This window comes from Buchnera aphidicola (Chaitophorus sp. 3695) (genome assembly GCF_964058985.1).
In the GTDB taxonomy this organism is placed as follows: Bacteria; Pseudomonadota; Gammaproteobacteria; order Enterobacterales; family Enterobacteriaceae; genus Buchnera_J; species Buchnera_J aphidicola_BQ.
Genome location: NZ_OZ060379.1, coordinates 106,643 through 126,400, shown reverse-complemented (window position 1 = coordinate 126,400; position 19,758 = coordinate 106,643). Strand labels below are relative to the sequence as shown.

At 18.3% G+C, this 19,758-nt stretch carries 13 protein-coding genes; 8 read left to right on the top strand and 5 right to left on the bottom strand.

From position 1 onward, the window contains the following. Positions 1 to 69 precede the first annotated feature (69 nt). The 5 genes from ileS (at position 70) to carB (ending at position 8,813) form a co-directional block, all read left to right on the top strand. Positions 70 to 2,892, top strand: a complete 2,823-nt coding sequence (ileS, locus tag AB4W58_RS00570; protein WP_367674155.1) for an isoleucine--tRNA ligase — start codon at positions 70 to 72, stop codon at positions 2,890 to 2,892. Further along, complete coding sequence (gene lspA / locus AB4W58_RS00565) at positions 2,893 to 3,372, top strand: signal peptidase II (protein WP_367674154.1); 480 nt, start codon at positions 2,893 to 2,895, stop codon at positions 3,370 to 3,372. Positions 3,373 to 3,538: 166 nt separating this feature from the next. Beyond that, entirely contained in the window at positions 3,539 to 4,351 is an 813-nt protein-coding gene (gene dapB, locus AB4W58_RS00560) for a 4-hydroxy-tetrahydrodipicolinate reductase (RefSeq protein WP_367674153.1), read from the top strand. Between the two features lie 79 nt (positions 4,352 to 4,430). Beyond that, entirely contained in the window at positions 4,431 to 5,564 is a 1,134-nt protein-coding gene (gene carA, locus AB4W58_RS00555) for a glutamine-hydrolyzing carbamoyl-phosphate synthase small subunit (RefSeq protein ID WP_367674152.1), read from the top strand. 18 nt (positions 5,565 to 5,582) lie between these two features. Then, positions 5,583 to 8,813: a carbamoyl-phosphate synthase large subunit gene (carB, locus tag AB4W58_RS00550; protein ID WP_367674151.1), complete on the top strand. Its 3,231-nt coding sequence runs from the start codon at positions 5,583 to 5,585 to the stop codon at positions 8,811 to 8,813. A gap of 422 nt (positions 8,814 to 9,235) precedes the next feature. Here carB and AB4W58_RS00545 read toward each other — a convergent pair whose 3' ends face one another. After that, positions 9,236 to 10,054 (bottom strand): symmetrical bis(5'-nucleosyl)-tetraphosphatase, encoded by an 819-nt coding sequence (locus tag AB4W58_RS00545; protein WP_367674150.1) that lies wholly within the window; start codon positions 10,052 to 10,054, stop codon positions 9,236 to 9,238. Between the two features lie 79 nt (positions 10,055 to 10,133). Next, positions 10,134 to 10,952: a 16S rRNA (adenine(1518)-N(6)/adenine(1519)-N(6))-dimethyltransferase RsmA gene (gene rsmA, locus AB4W58_RS00540; RefSeq protein WP_367674149.1), complete on the bottom strand. Its 819-nt coding sequence runs from the start codon at positions 10,950 to 10,952 to the stop codon at positions 10,134 to 10,136. 597 nt (positions 10,953 to 11,549) lie between these two features. Here rsmA and AB4W58_RS00535 point away from each other — a divergent pair. Beyond that, positions 11,550 to 12,314, top strand: a complete 765-nt coding sequence (locus tag AB4W58_RS00535) for a DedA family protein (protein WP_367674148.1) — start codon at positions 11,550 to 11,552, stop codon at positions 12,312 to 12,314. Between the two features lie 137 nt (positions 12,315 to 12,451). On the opposite strand, the gene rplY is transcribed toward AB4W58_RS00535, so the two are convergent. Both rplY and nfo read right to left on the bottom strand, forming a co-directional pair. After that, positions 12,452 to 12,736, bottom strand: coding sequence for a 50S ribosomal protein L25 (rplY, locus tag AB4W58_RS00530; RefSeq protein ID WP_367674147.1), 285 nt, complete (start codon positions 12,734 to 12,736; stop codon positions 12,452 to 12,454). Positions 12,737 to 12,806: 70 nt separating this feature from the next. Continuing rightward, positions 12,807 to 13,652 (bottom strand): deoxyribonuclease IV, encoded by an 846-nt coding sequence (gene nfo / locus AB4W58_RS00525; RefSeq protein WP_367674146.1) that lies wholly within the window; start codon positions 13,650 to 13,652, stop codon positions 12,807 to 12,809. 228 nt (positions 13,653 to 13,880) lie between these two features. On the opposite strand from nfo, the gene glyQ reads away from it, so the two are divergent. Beyond that, positions 13,881 to 14,762: a glycine--tRNA ligase subunit alpha gene (gene glyQ / locus AB4W58_RS00520; RefSeq protein WP_367674145.1), complete on the top strand. Its 882-nt coding sequence runs from the start codon at positions 13,881 to 13,883 to the stop codon at positions 14,760 to 14,762. Between the two features lie 20 nt (positions 14,763 to 14,782). Continuing rightward, positions 14,783 to 16,855 carry a glycine--tRNA ligase subunit beta gene (gene glyS, locus AB4W58_RS00515; RefSeq protein ID WP_367674144.1) on the top strand — a complete coding sequence of 691 codons (2,073 nt, stop codon included), beginning with the start codon at positions 14,783 to 14,785 and terminating at the stop codon, positions 16,853 to 16,855. A 498-nt stretch (positions 16,856 to 17,353) separates the two neighbouring features. On the opposite strand, the gene pheT is transcribed toward glyS, so the two are convergent. Continuing rightward, positions 17,354 to 19,756 (bottom strand): phenylalanine--tRNA ligase subunit beta, encoded by a 2,403-nt coding sequence (gene pheT, locus AB4W58_RS00510; RefSeq protein WP_367674143.1) that lies wholly within the window; start codon positions 19,754 to 19,756, stop codon positions 17,354 to 17,356. Between the last annotated feature and the right edge of the window lie 2 nt (positions 19,757 to 19,758).

Below are 19,758 nucleotides of genomic sequence, written 5' to 3'. Positions count from 1 at the left end.
TTTATTTTTAATATATTATTGAATTAATACTTACATATATACTATTAATACAAAACTAAGAAAAGACTTATGACGAATTATAAAAACACTTTAAATTTACCTAAAACAAAATTTTCTATGAAAGGAAATTTATCACAAAAAGAAATAGAAATATTAAAAGAATGGAAAAAAAAAAATTTTTATAAAGTAATGATTCAATTAAAAAAAAATAAAAAAAAATTTATTATTCATGATGGACCACCATATGCAAATGGAAAAATACATATAGGTCATGCTTTAAATAAAATTTTAAAAGATATAATAATTAAATTTAAAAATTTATCAGGATATCAAGTACCATTTATACCATGTTGGGATTGTCATGGTTTACCTATTGAACATAATATTGAAAAAAAATATAAAAAAAATTTTCATAGTTTAACTAAAGAAAAAATTCGTTTAAAATGCAGAAAACATGCTCTAAAACAAGTGCTCAAACAAAAAAAAGATTTTATAAGATTAGGTATATTAGCTGATTGGAAAAATCCCTTATTAACTATGGATTATCATAATCAAGCTAATATAATTAAAATTATTTATAAAATTTTTAAAAAAAATTTTTTATATCAAGGATTAAAACCAATACATTGGTGTATACAATGTCAATCTTCTTTAGCAGAAGCAGAAGTAGAACATAAAGAAAAAATATCAAATTCCATATATTTTTCTTTAAAATCTTGTAATCCAAAAGAAATATTTAAAATTTTTAAATATCATATAAAAAATACTAATATAAATAATGTATATATTATTATTTGGACTACTACACCATGGACTTTACCTGCTAGTCAAGCTATTTCAATCAATCCTAATTTTCTCTATTATTTAGTAAAAATAAAAGATAGAATATTTATTCTTGCTAAAAAAACAATTAAAAAAGTATTTAAAATTCTTAAAATAAAAAAATATGAAAAAATTGGATCTATTAAAGGAAAAAAATTAGAAAATTTAAATTTTCTACATGCATTCCTAAAAATTCATATACCAATAATATTAAGTTCACATGTGACTTTAGAAATTGGAACAGGTATTGTACATACTGCACCTGCACATGGGCAAGAAGATTATATTGCATGTCAAAAATATAATATTCAGCCAAAAAATTTAATTACTTCTTATGGATTTTATAAAAAAAATATACATAAAAAAATATATAAAAAAAATGTTTTTAAATCTAATTCAATAATTATTTCTTTACTAAAAAAAAATAATTCTTTATTAAAAATACATAGTATTAAACATAGTTATCCTCACTGTTGGAGACATAAATCTCCAGTAATATTTAGATCTACTAAACAATGGTTTATAAATATTAATAAAAAAAATTTTCAAAAACAAACAATTAATATGACAAAAAAAGTATCATGGATACCTAAATGGACAAAAAATCACTTACAATTATTGATAAAAAATAGACCAGATTGGTGTATTTCTAGACAAAGATCTTGGGGTGTACCATTACCTTTTTTTACACATAAAAAAACAGGATTGCTACATAAAAATACAAAAAAGTTATTTAAAAAAATTATTCGTCTTGTTAAAAAAAAAGGAATTGAAGGATGGTGGAATTTAGATAAAAATATTTTTTTAAAAAAAAATGGAAAACTTTATCATAAATCTTCAGACATTTTAGATGTATGGTTTGAATCAGGATGTATGCATACTTCTCCTATATATTTAAATAAAAAAAATAAAGAAATCGCCAATTTATATATAGAAGGATCAGATCAACATAGAGGATGGTTCATGTCATCTTTAATTATTTCTTCAATTATTCAAAAAAAAGCTCCATTTAAAAAAGTAATTACACATGGATTTACAATAGACCCAAAGGGACAAAAAATGTCTAAGTCTATTGGAAATACTATTAGCCCAAATGATATAATTAAAAAATTTGGAGCTGATGTATTACGATTATGGGTTGCGTCTAGTAACTATTCTAAAGATGTTTCTATTTCTCAAGAAATTATTAATCAAACTATAGATTCTTATAGAAAAATACGAAATACAGCTAGATTTTTATTAAGTAATCTTTATGACTTTCATCCTGAAAAAAATTTTTTAGCTAAAAAAAATATGCTAAAAATAGATCTTTGGGCAATAGAAAAAACTTTAAAAACACAAAAAAAAATTATAAATCTTTATAAAAAATATAAGTTTCATAAAGTAACTAAAAAAATTTTACATTTTTGTTTTATAGAAATGAGTTCTATATATTTAAATATTATTAAAGATCGTTTATATACTTCTTATAAAAATAGTCAAAATAGAAGAAGCTGTCAAACAGCAATATATCTTATTATACAAGCTTTTACCATTTGGATTTTTCCTCTCATTCCATTCACATCTTATGAAATATGGAAATATATTCCTAATGTAAAGAAAAATATTTTTATACAAAAATGGTTTAAAAAACTTTTTTTAATTCCGCATACAGATATAATTAATACAAAAACTTGGAAAATAATTTTTCAAATTAAAAATGAAATAAATAAACTTCTTGAAAAAGAAAAAAAAAATAAAAATATTCAAAGTTCTTTACATATATCGTTAATATTATATTTAGATAAAAAAATTTTAAAAAAATTTATGATTTTTAAAAATGAATTAAAATTCATATTTTTAACTTCTGAATGTTCTATTAAAAAATATTCATATGCTCCAGAAAACTTAAAAAACAATAAAAAAATTAAAGGATTAAAAATAGAACTAAAAAAACATACTGGTCAAAAATGTCAAAGATGTTGGAATTATTATAAAATTAAAAAAAACGAACAAAAAGAAAAATTAAATATTTGTAATAGATGTATAAAAAATATTCATAAAAAAGAAGAAAATAGAATATTTGCATAGATGAATAAAATTATTTTTCACATAAAAAATTATAATAAAATTATTATTATTTTATTAATATTATTTATAGATTATCTAACTAAATTTTTAATTTTTAAAAATTTTAAAATTTATAATAAAATTAAAATTTTTAATATACTAAATATAGTATATGTAAAAAATTATGGATTTATATTTGGATGGTATGAATATAAAAAAATTTGGAACTGTATTTATATTAATATCATTAATATAATTTTTATTATAATAATAATATTTTTAATATATTATTTTTTTTTAAATAATTCGTCCGCAAAAAGTTATGAAATTTTATTTATCATTAGCGGTTTTATTGGAAATACTATAGATAGAATAAAATATGGATATATTATAGATTTTTTTGATTTACATTATAAATATTTACATTTACCTATATTTAATATATCCGATGTATGTATTATATTTGGCTGTATATTATGTTTTTTTAAGAAAAAGTTATAAAAATTTTTTCAATAATATTTTTATTTTTTTAAATTAAAAAAATATTTTACTTATATTATGAAAAAATTTATATTTTTAAAATATATAACTGAAATATTTTAAAAAATTATTTTATATAAAATATACTTTATAAAATAATAAAAAAAATTATAGGATAAATTAAATCATGCATAAAAAAATTATTAAAATTGCTATTTCTGGAGCACTAGGAAAAATGGGTAAATGTTTAATAAAAGAAATAAAAAATTTTGAAAAACTTAAATTAAATACAATTATTATTAAAAAAAATAAAGATATAAAAAAAAAAGATTCAAAAATACTTAAAAAATTAAAAAAAAATAAAATAAATATTTATACAAAAATAAAAAATCCAAAAGATTTTGATATATTAATAGATTTTACAAATCCTCAAAATACTATAAAAAATTTAAATTTTTGTTATAAACATAATAAAAAAATAATAATTGGAACAACTGGTTTATCTCAAGAAAATTATCTAGATATAAAAAAAAAATCTAAAAAAATTAGTATTTTACATTCTACAAATTTCAGTATAGGAATTAATTTAATTTTAAATCTTTTAAAAACTACTACGAAAAAAATTGGAAAAAGATCTGATATTGAAATCATAGAATCACATCATCGTCATAAAATTGATTCACCATCTGGAACAGCTATTACTTTAGGAAAATTTATTGCAAAAAACATGAAACTAAATTTTCATGATATTGCTGTATATGATAGAAATAAATCAAATTATCATAGAAAAAAAAATGAAATAGGTTTTAGTAGTATTAGAGCAGGAAAAACAGTAGGAAAACATTCTATATTATTTTCAACTAAAGGAGAAGAAATTACTATTAAACATCAAGCATTTAATAGAAAACCTTTTTCTCAAGGAGCTCTTGAAGGAGCAATATGGATATATAATAAAAAAAATGGTTTATTTACTATAAACGATGTATTAAATAAATTATAAATTTCTATAAATCTCATACATGGAATTAATATTTTTATACTTTATTCACATAAATTAAATTTAAAATATAGAGGAAATTTTGAAAAAAAATGCTATTTTAATTTTAGAAGATGGAAGTAAATTTTATGGAAATTCTATTGGAATTCAAGGTATTGAAACTGGAGAAGTTGTTTTTAATACATCTATGACAGGATATCAAGAAGTCTTAACTGATCCATCTTATAAAGATCAAATAATTACATTTACTTATCCACATATTGGTAATGTAGGAGTAAATATAAACGATGAAGAATCCTCTTCAATACATATTAAAGGATTAATAATACGTGAACTATCTCCTATATCTAGTAATTATAGAAGTACAAAAAGTCTCTTAGAATATTTAAAAGAAAATAAAATATTAACTATTACAAATATTGATACTCGAAAGTTAACAAAAAAAATTAGAAAAAGTGGTTCTCAACAAGGATGTATTATATGTCTAACTAAAATACCAAAATTTAATAATTATAAAGATATAATATTATACAAAAAAAAAAAAATAATAAAAAAAAATAATAATCATAATAAAATATATAAATGGAAACAAAAAAGTATTAATATTCATTCTAAAAAAAATAAAAATTATTATATTCATAATATGAAAAAAAAAAATATTATCGCATATGATTTTGGAATTAAAAGAAATATTTTAAGAATGTTAAAAGATAGAGAATGCAATCTAACAGTAGTACCAGAAAATACAAATTTTAAAGATATACTCAAACTTTCTCCAGATGGTATATTTTTATCAAACGGGCCAGGAGATCCAAGATATTTTATTCAAGCAATACAATCTGTAAAAAAATTAATTCAATACAACATACCAATGTTTGGAATATGTCTTGGACATCAAATTTTAGCATTAGCAAGTGGAGCTAAAATAAAAAAAATGAAATTTGGGCATCATGGAAGTAATCATCCTGTACAGAATATTTATACAAAAAAAATATTTATTACTTCTCAAAATCATAATTTTGTTGTTAAAAAAAAAAGTTTACCAAAAAAAATAAAAATCACATATATATCATTATTTGATAATACTATACAAGGAATAAAAATTTTTAATAAACCTATATTTAGTTTTCAAGGACATCCAGAAGCGTGCCCAGGACCTAATGATTCTTCATTTTTGTTTGATCAATTTGCAAAATTAGTAAATAAAAAAAAATAAAAAATTAAAGAGAAAAAAATGCCTAAAAATAAAAATATTAAATCTGTATTAGTACTTGGAGCAGGTCCTATAATTATTGGTCAAGCATGTGAATTTGATTACTCTGGAGCTCAAGCTTGTAAAGCTTTAAAAGAAGAAGGTTATAAAGTTATTTTAATCAATTCTAATCCAGCAACAATTATGACTGATCCAGAAGTCGCAGATCAAACATATATTGAACCAATTCATTGGAAAATAGTAAAGAAGATTATTAAAAAAGAAAAACCAGATGCATTACTTCCAACTATGGGTGGTCAAACAGCATTAAATTGCGCATTAGATCTTTATCATAAAAAAATATTAGATAAATTTAAAGTAAAAATGATTGGAGCAACAGTTAAATCTATTAAAAAAGCTGAAGATAGAAGTTTATTTAGACAATCTATGAAAAAATTGAATCTAAATGTTCCAAAATCAGGTATTGCTCATTCTTTAAAAGAAGCATTTATCATATTAAAAAAAATTGGATTTCCATGTATTATAAGACCATCTTTTACCATGGGTGGAACAGGAGGAGGAATTGCTTATAATGAAAAAGAATTTCAAGATATTTGTACAAGAGGATTAAATTTATCTCCAACAAAAGAATTATTAATTGATGAATCTATGATCGGTTGGAAAGAATATGAAATGGAAGTGGTAAGAGATAAAAATAATAATTGTATTATAGTGTGCTCAATAGAAAACTTTGATCCTATGGGTATACATACAGGTGATTCAATTACTGTTTCTCCAGCTCAAACATTAACTGATAAAGAATATCAAATTATGAGAAACGCTTCAATAAATATTCTTAAAGAAATTGGTATTGAAACTGGAGGTTCAAACGTACAATTTGCAGTTAATCCAAAAAATGGAAAAATGGTTGTTATAGAAATGAATCCGAGAGTATCTCGTTCTTCAGCTTTAGCATCTAAAGCCACTGGATTTCCTATTGCTAAAATTGCTACAAAATTAGCTATTGGATATACATTAGATGAGTTAAACAATAAAATTTCTGGAACAAATATTCCTGCTTCTTTTGAACCATCTATAGATTATGTAGTCACTAAAATTCCAAGATTTAATTTTGATAAATTTCCTAATAGTAACAATAGATTAACAACTCAAATGAAATCTGTAGGAGAAGTTATGGCTATTGGTCGTACTTTTCAAGAATCTTTACAAAAAGCTATCCGAAGCTTAGAAATTGATTCTGATGGTTTTAATTCAAAAATTAAATTTAACAAAAAAAATGCTGTAAAAAAAATAAAAAAAGAACTAAAAAAACCAGGATCTGATAGATTATGGTATATAGGAGATGCATTTAGAAATAATATTAATATTAAAAAAATACATAAATTAACACAAATTAATAAATGGTTTTTAATACAAATTAAAGAAATTATTAATTTAGAAAAAAAAATCATACAAAATCCTAATAAAATTAAAAAAATTAGTTTTTTAAAAAAAATGAAAGAAAAAGGATTTTCTGACACCAGATTAGCTAAATTAACTAAGAAAAAAGAACACCAAATTAGAAAATTAAGATATAAAAATAAAATATATCCAGTATATAAAAGAGTAGATTCATGCGCCGCAGAATTTAAAACTTCTATTGCATATATGTATTCAACTTGGGAAGATGAATGCGAATCTAAACCTATATTCAATAAAAAAAAAATTATTATCTTAGGAAGCGGACCAAACAGAATTGGACAAGGAATTGAATTTGATTACTGTTGTGTACATGCAGCGCAAGCTTTAAGAGAGAATAATTTTGAAACAATTATCATCAATTGTAATCCAGAAACTGTATCTACAGATTATGATATTTCCGATCGATTATATTTTGAACCAATTACGTTAGAAAACGTTCTCGAAATAATTAGAATTGAAAAACCTCAAGGAGTCATTATTCAATTTGGCGGACAAACACCATTAAAATTAGCTAAATCTTTAAAAAAAGAAAATATTAAAATTATTGGAACTAATGCAAAATCTATTGATCAATCTGAAAATAGAGAAATATTTCAAAAAATTATTCATAAATTAAATCTTAAACAACCAAGAAATTCTACAGTAATGCACCTAACAGAAGCTATTAAAGAATCAAAAAAAATTAAATATCCAATTATGATTCGACCTTCATATGTTTTAGGAGGAAAATCTATGGAAATTGTATATAATGAAAAAAACCTTAAAAAATATTTTAAAAAAAAAATAAAAAAAAATAATAAAAACCCAGTTTTAATCGATCATTATCTGAATAACGCTATAGAAATAGATGTAGATGCTGTTTGCGATACAAAACAAGTATTAATCGGAGGAATTATGGAACATATTGAACAAGCAGGAATACATTCAGGAGATTCAGCTTGCTCACTTCCTTCATTTTCACTTAATCATAAAATTTTAAAATTAATTAAAAAACAAGTTAAAAAAATAGCTTTAGAATTAAATATTAAAGGACTAATAAATATACAATTTGCAGTAAAAAATGATAAATTATATATTATTGAAGTTAATCCAAGAGCAGCTCGCACAATACCTTTTATTTCTAAAGCTACTAGTATTCCATTGGCAAAAATAGCTACTAAAGTTATGATCGGAATATCTTTACAAAAACAAAAATTTTTTAAAAAAGAAATTAAAACTATTTATTTTTCTGTAAAAGAATCAATTTTTCCATTCAATAAATTTTCTCATTCAGATCCAATTCTTGGTCCAGAAATGAAATCTACTGGAGAAGTAATGGGAATTGGAAAAACTTTTTCAGAAGCTTTTGGAAAAGCAATGGTTAGTACTCAAACAATGATTAATAATAAAAAAAGAGTATTATTATCTATTGAAGATAATAATTTAAATAAAATTCTTAAATTATCAAGAAAATTAATCAAATTTAATTTTAAAATTGATGCTACATATAATACATTTAAACTATTAAAAAAAAATAATGTTCCTGTAAGAAAAGTAAATCATATTAATGAAAATCATCCTAATATTCAAGATCGCATAAAAAATAATAAATATTCATATATTATTAATACTGCTTATTCGACAGAAGAAATTAAAAAATCAAAAATTATTCGAAGATATGCTATTAAAAATCAAATTTACTATAATACAACAATGAATGGAGCATTAGCTTCAATTCAATCATTAAAAACAAATCCATTTGAAAATATTATAAGTTTACAAGAATTACATAAAAAAATAAAACATAATTAATATTATTAGATATAATATAAAAAAACATATTATTTTTAAAAAAAATAAAATTCTATAGTGGTATTTCTAAAAAATTTATTGTAATTTAATCAAAAATATTAATAAATAATTATGAAATATAATTTATCATAAACTATAAAATTATTTTATCTAAGAAAAAATTATATTATTATATGATATAAAAAATAATAAATTCAAAATCTATAAAAAAATGTATAAAAATATTTTTAAAATAATTATAGGAAGAAAAGAAATATAAATTCTCTATTTCTCCCTATGATAAATATAATATATCCTACTTATATAAAATAATTTTAAAAAATATTTTTTAAAAAAAATTATATCAAATATATCAAAAAATTTTTATAGATAAAATTAATTTTATTTATTTCTATAAAATTTTAGAAAAATTTAAAAATATATTATTTTAATGCAGTACATTTAATTGTAAAAAATTTTTTATCTTCCCATCTTAAAATAGTTAATTTTCTACCCCAACAACAACCAGTATCTAAAGGAAAAAAATTTTCTGGTGTTGTTGTGTTTTTTAAAGAAGACCAATGTCCAAAAAATATAGAATAATTTGAACTTAATTTATTTTCAATGACAAACCAAGGAAATAAACTCTGATTAAAATGAGGAGGAGTATCTTTGTAACTAAAATCTAATTCTCCATTTAAATTACAATACCTCATTCGAGTAAAGGAATTTATAATAAAACGAAAGCGATCATATTTATTTAAATTTCTAGACCAAGTATTTGGAAAATCACCTTTCATATATTTTAAATATTTTAAAAAATTTTGTCCGGATAACCTACTCTGAGCTTCTTTAGAATATTTTATTATTTCTTTGATAGTCCATTTTGGAAAAATACCAGCATGAGACATTAATAATTTTTTGTTTAAATCGTATTGAACTAAAGGAGTCTTTTTTAATTTATTAATTAAAAATTCTAAATTAGAATAATTTAATAATTCAGAAATTTCTTTTTCTATAGAATTTTTTTCTATATTAAAATATACAGATAATAAATTTAAATCATGATTACCTAATACTAATCTTGCTTTATCTTTTAAAGAAAAAATATATTCTAATACTTCTAAAGATTTAGGTCCTCGACCTACTAAATCTCCTGTAATCCATATTTCATCTTTTTCTCTATCAAATTGTATTTTTTCTAAAAGTGAATAAAATTGATCATAACATCCATGAATATCACCTATAAAATAAGTACTCATAAATAAATCTTCCTATATTAAAAATTCAATAAACATTAAAATTTATAAACCTAATAAATATTTATATTTTTTATAAATTTCATATATCTTGACGTATTAAATAATCTGTTAATTGACAATACTTTTTTAAAGATAAATTTTCCGCACGCAATTTAGAATTAATATTTAATTTTAATAAAACATCTTCTGTAAATAGATTCTTTAAACTATGTTTTAATATCTTTCTTCTTTTAGAAAAAGCTATTTTTGTAATTTTACTTAATATATTTAAATCAAAATTAAATTGCGAAAAAATTTTATGTGGAGAAAATTTTAAAAAAGTTGAATAAATTTTTGGAGAAGGATAAAAAGATTTAGGAGATATGTCAAACATTTTTTTTACTTTAAAAAAATATTGTATTAAAATACTTAAACGTCCATATAATTTACTATTAGGATGTGATAAAATACGATTTGCTACTTCTTTTTGAAACATAAAATGCATATCTTTAATAATAAAGTTAAATTTAATTAAACGAATTAATAAAATAGTAGATATATTATATGGAAGATTTCCAAAAATTCTAATTTTTTTTTTTTTGTTATTTAAGTAAAATTGCATCAAATTAAATTTACAAATATCTTTTAAAAAAAAATTTATTTTTGAAAAAATTTTTTTATTCTTAAAAAAATTTAATACATCAAGATCTATATCTACTACATTTAATTTGCTTATAATATTACATATAGGAATAGTTAAAGCTCCTAATCCTGGACCAATTTCAAGTAATAAATCATTTTGAATGGGATTAATACATTTAATTATTTTTGTAATAATTAATGGATCTGTTAAAAAGTTTTGTCCAAATTTTTTTTTTTGAAAAAATTTTATATATTTATATTTATTCTTATATATCATAGAATCTCTTATAAATGAAAAATATTAATAATCTTTATAAAGTTATTAACAAATTTTTTTTTATTTTATTAAATAATTTTTAAATATAAATTTAAATAAAATTAAAATTGTTTTATTATTTTTATAAAAATACAAAAATAAAATATATATTATTTTAAACGATTATAATGAAATATTAATTTATAAATTTATATTATTTAATATATTTTAAAGAAGTTTTGAAAAATATTTAACATTATTTATAGAATATATTATAAAATAAAATATATTTTTTAAATGAATACAAAAAAAAAAAAAAAAAAAAAAAAAAATATAAAAAATCATATATATTGAATAATGTTTTTATTATTTTTTAAAAATTTTTTATAAAATATAATAAAATTTATTTTTTATCTAAATGAATTAAAAAAATGTTTTAAAAAAATTTATAGTGTAAAAAATTTTTTTATTAAATTATTTTTTTAAAACTTGTTTTATAAAATTAAATCACTATAATTTAATATAAAAAATAATATTTGCATTTAATATCATAGATTTAAAACTATGATTTTATCTTTTTTAAATACATAAAAAAATTTATTAAAAGGATCTAAAACAATGGAAACTATTTTAAATTATATTTCAAAACAATCAAGTTTTTTTTTTATTCTAATTACTATGTTTATTTCATTTATAGAATCTTTTGCTCTAATAGGTTTTTTTTTACCTGGAATAGTAATAATGTCAGCTTTAGGAGCTATGATTATAAATACACATAATAAATTTTATCCTATTTGGATTTGTTCAACTATAGGATGTTTATTAGGAGACTGGATTTCTTATTTTATAGGATGGAAATTTAAATATTTTATTAAAAATTTAAAAATTTTTAAAAATAATTTAATTATAATTAAAAAAATTAAAAAACTATTAAAAAGATATAATTTAATTACTATATTTTTTGGTAAATTCATTGGAATTACTAGACCAATAATTCCAGTTTTATCAGGAATGTTAGAAATTTCTTTTTTTAAAAAATTTTTTTTTCCAAATTTAATTAGTTGTATACTTTGGCCTATATTATATTTAATGCCAGGTATGATAACTTGTATATTTACTCAACTTCCTAATCATTCTAATGATAATTGTTTTAAAAAATTTTGTATATTTAATGTTATAATTATGTTTTTAAGTTTATGGATAATTTTAAAAAATTTTAAAAACAAAAATTATAAAGAAATAATATATATTTTAAAAAAAAAAGATATATCTTGGTTACCTATAATAATTCTTATAATTGTAATAATAAATTTTATAATGTTACAATTTCATAAGGAAATGATTATATTAAAATCTTTAATTGTGCAAAATATTTTATTATAAATAATTTTTTTTTAAATCTTTAAAAATGTTTTAAAATATAAAATCTTAACTATATTTATATTTTTATATATTTAAAAAATTATTATTAAATTAATTATAACAAAATATTAAAGTTTAATTTTTTAATAAAAATAAAATTATATTCTTACAAAATCAATATGAATAAATTTATTTTTAAACGGATGTTTTTGTATTTCTTTTAATTTAACATTAATCTGTATATCTTCAATAATAATTAAAAAATTTGCATTTGTTAAAGTATTTTTATTAAATAAATTAAGTATATCATCTTGTTTTAACTGAATTAATATAGATGATTTTTTTTTACCATAAATAATTGATGGAAAATAATTTTTTAAACGTAATTTTCTACTATTTTTTGTTCCGCAAAAATTTCTTTTACTAGCATTTATAGTAATCATATTTTATTCCTTTATATAATAAAACTATTTTATAAAATTTAAAAAAAAAAATTAAAAAATCTATTTTATTTTAAAATGTAACTTTAGATTGTAACCAAGAAATTTCTTCTAACCATAAATTTTTATTAATTGTTTCTAAAATTATTGGTATGTTTTCAAATCTCAAATCTTGCATCATCCATTTAAAACAATTTTTTCCAATATATCCTAATCCCAAATTTTCATGTCGATCTTTTCTACTTCCTAAAATATTTTTAGAATCATTTAAATGTAAACCTTTTAAATAATTAAAACCAATTCTTTCATCAAAAGAATTAAAAGTTTTAATATAATTTTCTTTAGTCCTTAAATCATATCCTGCTGCAAATAAATGACATGTATCTAAACAAATTCCAATTCTTTCTTTATTTTTTACTTTATTAATAATTATAGATAATTGATCAAAATTATAACCTAAATTTGTTCCTTGTCCTGCAGTATTTTCAATAACTAAAATAACTTTTTCAGTTTTTTTTAAAATAAAATTTATTGAATCAGAAATTAGTTCTAAACATTTTCTTTTTGAAATTTTATTCAAATAACTACCTGGATGAAAATTTAAATATTTTAAACCTAATTCTTGACATCTTATTACTTCTTCTATTAAAGAATCTCTAGATTTATTTAAAAAAATTGGATTTGGATGTCCTAAATTAATTAAAAAACCACTATGTGGTAAAATTTGCTTAGGTAAATAATTGTATTTTTTACATATTTTTTTAAAATCTTTTATCATTTTTTGAGTAATATTAGAAATTTTCCATCGTAAAGGATTTTTAATAAATAAACCTATAGCCGTAGATTTTAAATTATAAGAATGTTCTATAGCAGATAAGATACCTTTAGAAATACTAACATGTGATCCAATATATTTCATTATTTATTTATCCTATATAATTATAAAAAAATAAAAAATTTGAATATATTAAATATTATAATTAATATAATATTTTTATTAAAGAAGATAAAATCTAAAATTAATATATTTATTAAAAATTTATAAATTTTATGTAAATATTCAACTTTTAATTACACTTATGAAATTTTATAAAAAATACAAAAATTCATAAATTTATCAATATAAATTTAAAAAAAATCAAAAATTATGCAAAAAAAAAATCAAAAAAAAACATTTTATGAAATAATTTTATCCTTAAAAAATTTTTGGATAAATCAAGGTTGTACAATTATACAACCATTAGATCTTCCAATAGGAGCTGGAACATTTCATCATAAAACATTTTTTTCATGTTTAAAAAAAAAACCAATATCATATGCCTATACTCAAGCTTCTAGACGACCTACTGATGGAAGAAGTGGAAAAAATAAAAATAGATTACAACATTATTATCAATTTCAAGTAATTATTAAGCCAGCACCTGAAAATATTCAAGAAATATATTTACAATCTTTATTAAAATTAAATATTCAGCTATGTAATAATGATATAAAATTTATAGAAGATAATTGGGAAAATCCAACGTTAGGAGCATCTGGAATAGGATGGGAAATATGGTTAAATGGAATAGAAATTACACAATTTACATATTTTCAACAAATTGGATCTATAAATTGTGAACCCATATCAGTAGAAATTACATATGGTTTAGAAAGATTAGCCATGCATATACAAAAATTAGATAATATTTATAAAATAATCTGGTCTAAACATCAAGAAAAAAAAATTTCTTATAAAGAATTATTTTATAAAAATGAAATAGAACATTCTCAATATAATTTTAATCAATCTAATGAAAAATTTTTATTCAAAAACTTTAAATTATATTTTCTAGAATCTAAAAGATTATTATCTTTAAATAAACCTCTTTTAATTCCTGCATATGAATGTATATTACAAGCAATTCATTGTTTTAACTTATTAGATGCAAAAAAAGTTATATCTGCAACAGAAAGACAAAATTATATTTTTAAAATAAGAAATGTTACGAAAAATATTGCTATTTCTTATAAAAAAAATAAAATTTAAAAAAAAAAGAGAATTTTGAAATGAAAAAAAAAACTTTTTTAGTAGAAATAAATACAGAAGATCTACCAGCAAAAAAATTAAAAAAAATTTCTTTATTTTTTTATAAAAAATTTATTCAAAAATTAAAAATCGAAAATATTATTTATAATAAAATAAACTGGTTTGCTACATCTAGAAGAATAGCTATTCAAATAAAAAATTTTAAATATAATCAAAAAAATGAATATATTATACAAAAAGGTCCTCCTATTTCTATTGCATTTAATGAAAAAGGAATTATACAAAAACCAGCATTATCATGGATAAAAAAATTTAATATTAATAAAAAAAATATTCAAATCTTTCAAAAAGGTAAAAAAAAATGGTTAATATATAAAAAAAAAAAAAAATATAAAGATTTTTCAGAAAAATTATTTAAAATTACAAAAAAAATTTTTTATAAATGTTCACATCCTCATTTAATGAAATGGAATGATACAAAATATAAATTTATTCGACCAATTAGAAATATTATCATGTTAATTAATAAAAAAATTATTTCTAAAAAAATTTTTGGTTTAACTCCAACCAGACAAACACAATGTCATTATTTAATTAAAAATAAATCTAAAATAAATATTTCAAATGCTAAAGATTATTCATCTATTTTGAAAGAAAAAGGAAAAATAATTGTAGACTATAAAGTTAGAAAAGATAGAATTCAAAAAAATATTTTAAATTTAGCAAAAAAAAATCAAAGCTTTCTTATAATAAATAAATATTTGTTAGAAGAAATTACAGCTTTAGTAGAATGGCCTTCTGCAATAATTATATCTTTTAAAAAAAAATTTTTATCTTTACCTAAAAAAATTATTATTTATATTATTGAAAATCATCTAAAATGTTTTCCATTATTTAAAAAAAATAAAAAATTAAAATCTAAATTTATTTGTATTATTAATACACAAACTAAAAAATCCAATAAAATTATATCTAGCTATAAAACAGTAATATCTTCTAAACTACAAGATATAAATTTCTTTTTTAAAAAAGATATGAAAAATAAATTATCTGATAATAAAAAACTACTAAAAAATGTTTTATTTCATGAACATTTAGGTAATTTAGAAGATAAAACAAATAGATTAAAAAAAATAATATTATTATTACAAAAAAAAATTTTATTTAATATTAAAAATGCTCAGAGAGCAGCTTTTCTATCCAAATGTGATATTATTAGCTATATGGTATTAGAATTTCCAGATCTACAAGGAATAATTGGATCTTATTATGCAAAATATAATAAAGAAAAAAAAGAAGTCTACAAAGCTTTACAAGAATATTACTTGCCAAAATACAAAAATGATAAATTACCTACTTCAAATATAGGTATTGCATTATCTATAACAGATAAATTAGATACATTGATAGGTATGTTTATTATAGGTAAAGTACCTAAAGGAGATAAAGATCCATTTGCATTAAGAAGAATTTCTATAAGTATTATAAAAATAATAATTTGTTATAAAATTTCATTTAATTTAAATAAATTAGTAAAAAAAATAATTTTAATATATAAAATTAAAACGAATATAAAAAAAATTATATATAAAATAAATTTATTTATTATAAATAGATTTTATTATTTTTATAAAAACGAAAAAAATATTAAAAATATTATTAAATCTATAATTAACTTAAAAAAAATTAATATACTACAAATTAATAAAAAAATTATAATGATTATTAAATTTCTTAAATCAAAATACGCAAAAAAAATATTAAATATTAATAAAAGAATTACAAATATTTTAAAAAATAAAAATTTTTCAGATTCATTTAAAATTAATCCTAAATTATTTAAATACGATTTAGAAAAAAAATTATTTGAAAAAATTCAACACATAAATATTAAAATTAATGTTTTAAATCAAAAAGAAAAATATAAAAAATCTATTAAAGAAATCATAAATATTCATGATCTTTTAGAAAAATTTTTTAATGAAATTCAAATTAATCATAAAATTAAAAAAATACAAAAAAATAGATTAAATATTTTATATATGATAAAAAAAACTTTTCAGAAAATAGCTATTTTTAATTATTTATACTAATAATATTTTTTATAATTTTAACTTGACTAAAAATATTTAAAAATAAAATATTTTTAAATTTTTTAGTCAAAGAAATTCATTTGCAATACATTATTTTATTATAAACATTAAATATTTTTACTTAGTAAAACTATTTAATATAAAATTTTTTTATTAAAAATTATATTTTTTAATAAAATTTAAAAATTTTAATCTATATAAATTTTTTATATTTCTAATAAAAAATATTTTTATAATAAATTTAATTATTTTTTAAATAATATTTATCAGATTAATTTTTTATTTTTTTTAATGATATTAAAAATAAATAAAAAAAATAAAAAAATTTATAAAACGATTAATTAAAATAAATTGAAAGAAAAAAATCTAACATAGATTATTCCTTTTATTATAAATGTAAATATAATAATTAAAATTAATATAAAGTATATTTTAAAAAAATATACATGAATTGTATAAAAAATTATCTCTTAAATAAGAGATATACTATAAATATTTTTAAACAAATTTATTATCTCGCAATACTGCTTTAAATTTATCTTGAATTCTATAAATACATTTTCTAAATAACACTTCTATATCATTATAAGTAAAATTTTTTTTTATACTTTGAAAAAAAATTCTTAAAGATAAACTTTTTTTATTTATAGGAATTTTATTTCCTTGATATATATCAATAATTATAACTTTAAAAATATTTTTTAAAGAAATTTTATAACATTCTTGAATAACATCTGCAGCAGCTATAGAATTAGAGATAATAATTGAAATATCTCTTATACTATAAGGATAAAAAGAACATTCTTGTATAGAATTATTTTTTAATATAGGAATTCTTTTTACAAAAATTTCAAAAGCAAAAATATGGTTTATAATATTAAAAAATTTATTAATAGAAGAACTTAATAATCCAATGTATCCTAATTTAATATTCTTAAAATAAATTTTTGCGCATATATTTAAATCAAATCCATTTATATAAGATTTTTTAAAAAAAATATTATTTATATTATAAACATATGATAAAAATTTTTCTATATCATATTTTAAATCATAAAAATTAAATTTTATTTTTTTATTACACCAATTTCTTTGATATTTACTTCCACTAATAATACCTGACAAATATAAATTTTGATCAATTTTAGATTCTTTATTTTTATTTTGAATAAAACATAATCCACTTTCAAATAAACGAAAATTTTCTTGTTGACGATTTAAATTATAACTTATATTTTTTAATAATCCAGAAAATAAAGATGTTCGCATATAAGCTAAATCTTTAGAAATTGGATTAACTATTTTTATAAGTTTTCTATTTTTAAAAAATAATTTCTGAGAAATTTTATCAGTAAAACTATAATTTATAACTTCAGAATACCCTCTATTAGATAAAAATTTCTTTATTTGAGATAATTTATTTAAAATTAAATTTTTTTTTGGTACTATTGTATTTAATTCTAAAGGTAAATTAGGTAATTTATGATATCCATAAAAACGTATTATATCAGATATAACATCTTCTGGAAATATAATATCTGAACGAAAAAAAGGAGGAATAACTATTAATCTATGTAATGATTCAAAAATTAAATATTCTAATTTTTTTAATATATCTAAAATTATAAATTTATTAATAGTAACACCTAAGACTTTATTAATTTTTTTATATGATAAAAATATTTTTTTTTTAATATCTTTTTTATTTTTAATCATACAAATATTAGATATATTCATACAAAAAAATAAATTAGATAATATTTTTGAAATACGCTCTAAAGAAAAAACACATAGATTATGTTCGCATCGTCTATAATGATTATCATAAGATTTATAATATTTATTATATTTTGTTTTAATATAATTAATTAAATTATCTTTAAAAACTCCAGTTCCTATATAAATATTTTTTGTGTTTTTATTTATTAAAAAATCTTGAGAATTAATAAAACCACCCAAAGAAATAATTTTTTTATCATTTTCAAAAACTAATGTATCTTTAAAAATTTTAATTAAAGAATTATTTTTAAATAAAATATTGTCATTAATATTAGACAACCTAATCTTTATTTTTTTTTTTTTAAATTTATCTAAATCAAAAACATGAATAGATTGACCAAATTCAAGCGAAACATAATGAATAACATCATAAACAATATTAATAGACTGAATATGAGATTTTCTTAATCTTTCTTGGATCCAAAAAGGAGTCTTTATAGATAAATCTATATTTTTAATAATTTTTATAAAATAACTAGAACAAATATTGTTATCAGATATAGAAATTTTAAAATTATTTTTATATTCTATTTTATTAAAATTATTCAATTTTTTAAATTTATTTTTTAATTTTAAATTATTAATAACAGATAATTCTCTTGCTATACCTAATATTCCTAAACAATCATTTCTGTTAGGAGTAACATTTAAAGTTAATAAATCATCTGGATATTTTTTAAAATATTTTTTAACTAAAATTCCTATTTCTTGATCTTTAGGAAACTCTACGATATAATCTTTATTACCAAAAATTCCAAAATCATAATACGTATATATTTTCCAAGACAAAGAATTGTTGTTATTATTTTTTTTAATATACTTTTCTAAATCTATTGAATATTCTTTCTTTAATCCAACAGCTAACTTCATACCTACATAAAAATTTTTTTTTTCTGTAAAAACATCAATTAAAAAATTTTTTTTTAATTCAATTTTTAAAAATTTTTGATGATTTTTATTAGATATAGAAATAATTTTTCCAATATAAGAATTTTTAAAAAAATATTTTTTTTTTTGTAAATTTTCTACTTCTAAACCAAGTTCTGTTAGTTGATTGCAAATCAAGGAATTTTTTAAATCTTTTTTAAAAAATGTTTTTAACCATGATAAACTAAATTTCATTT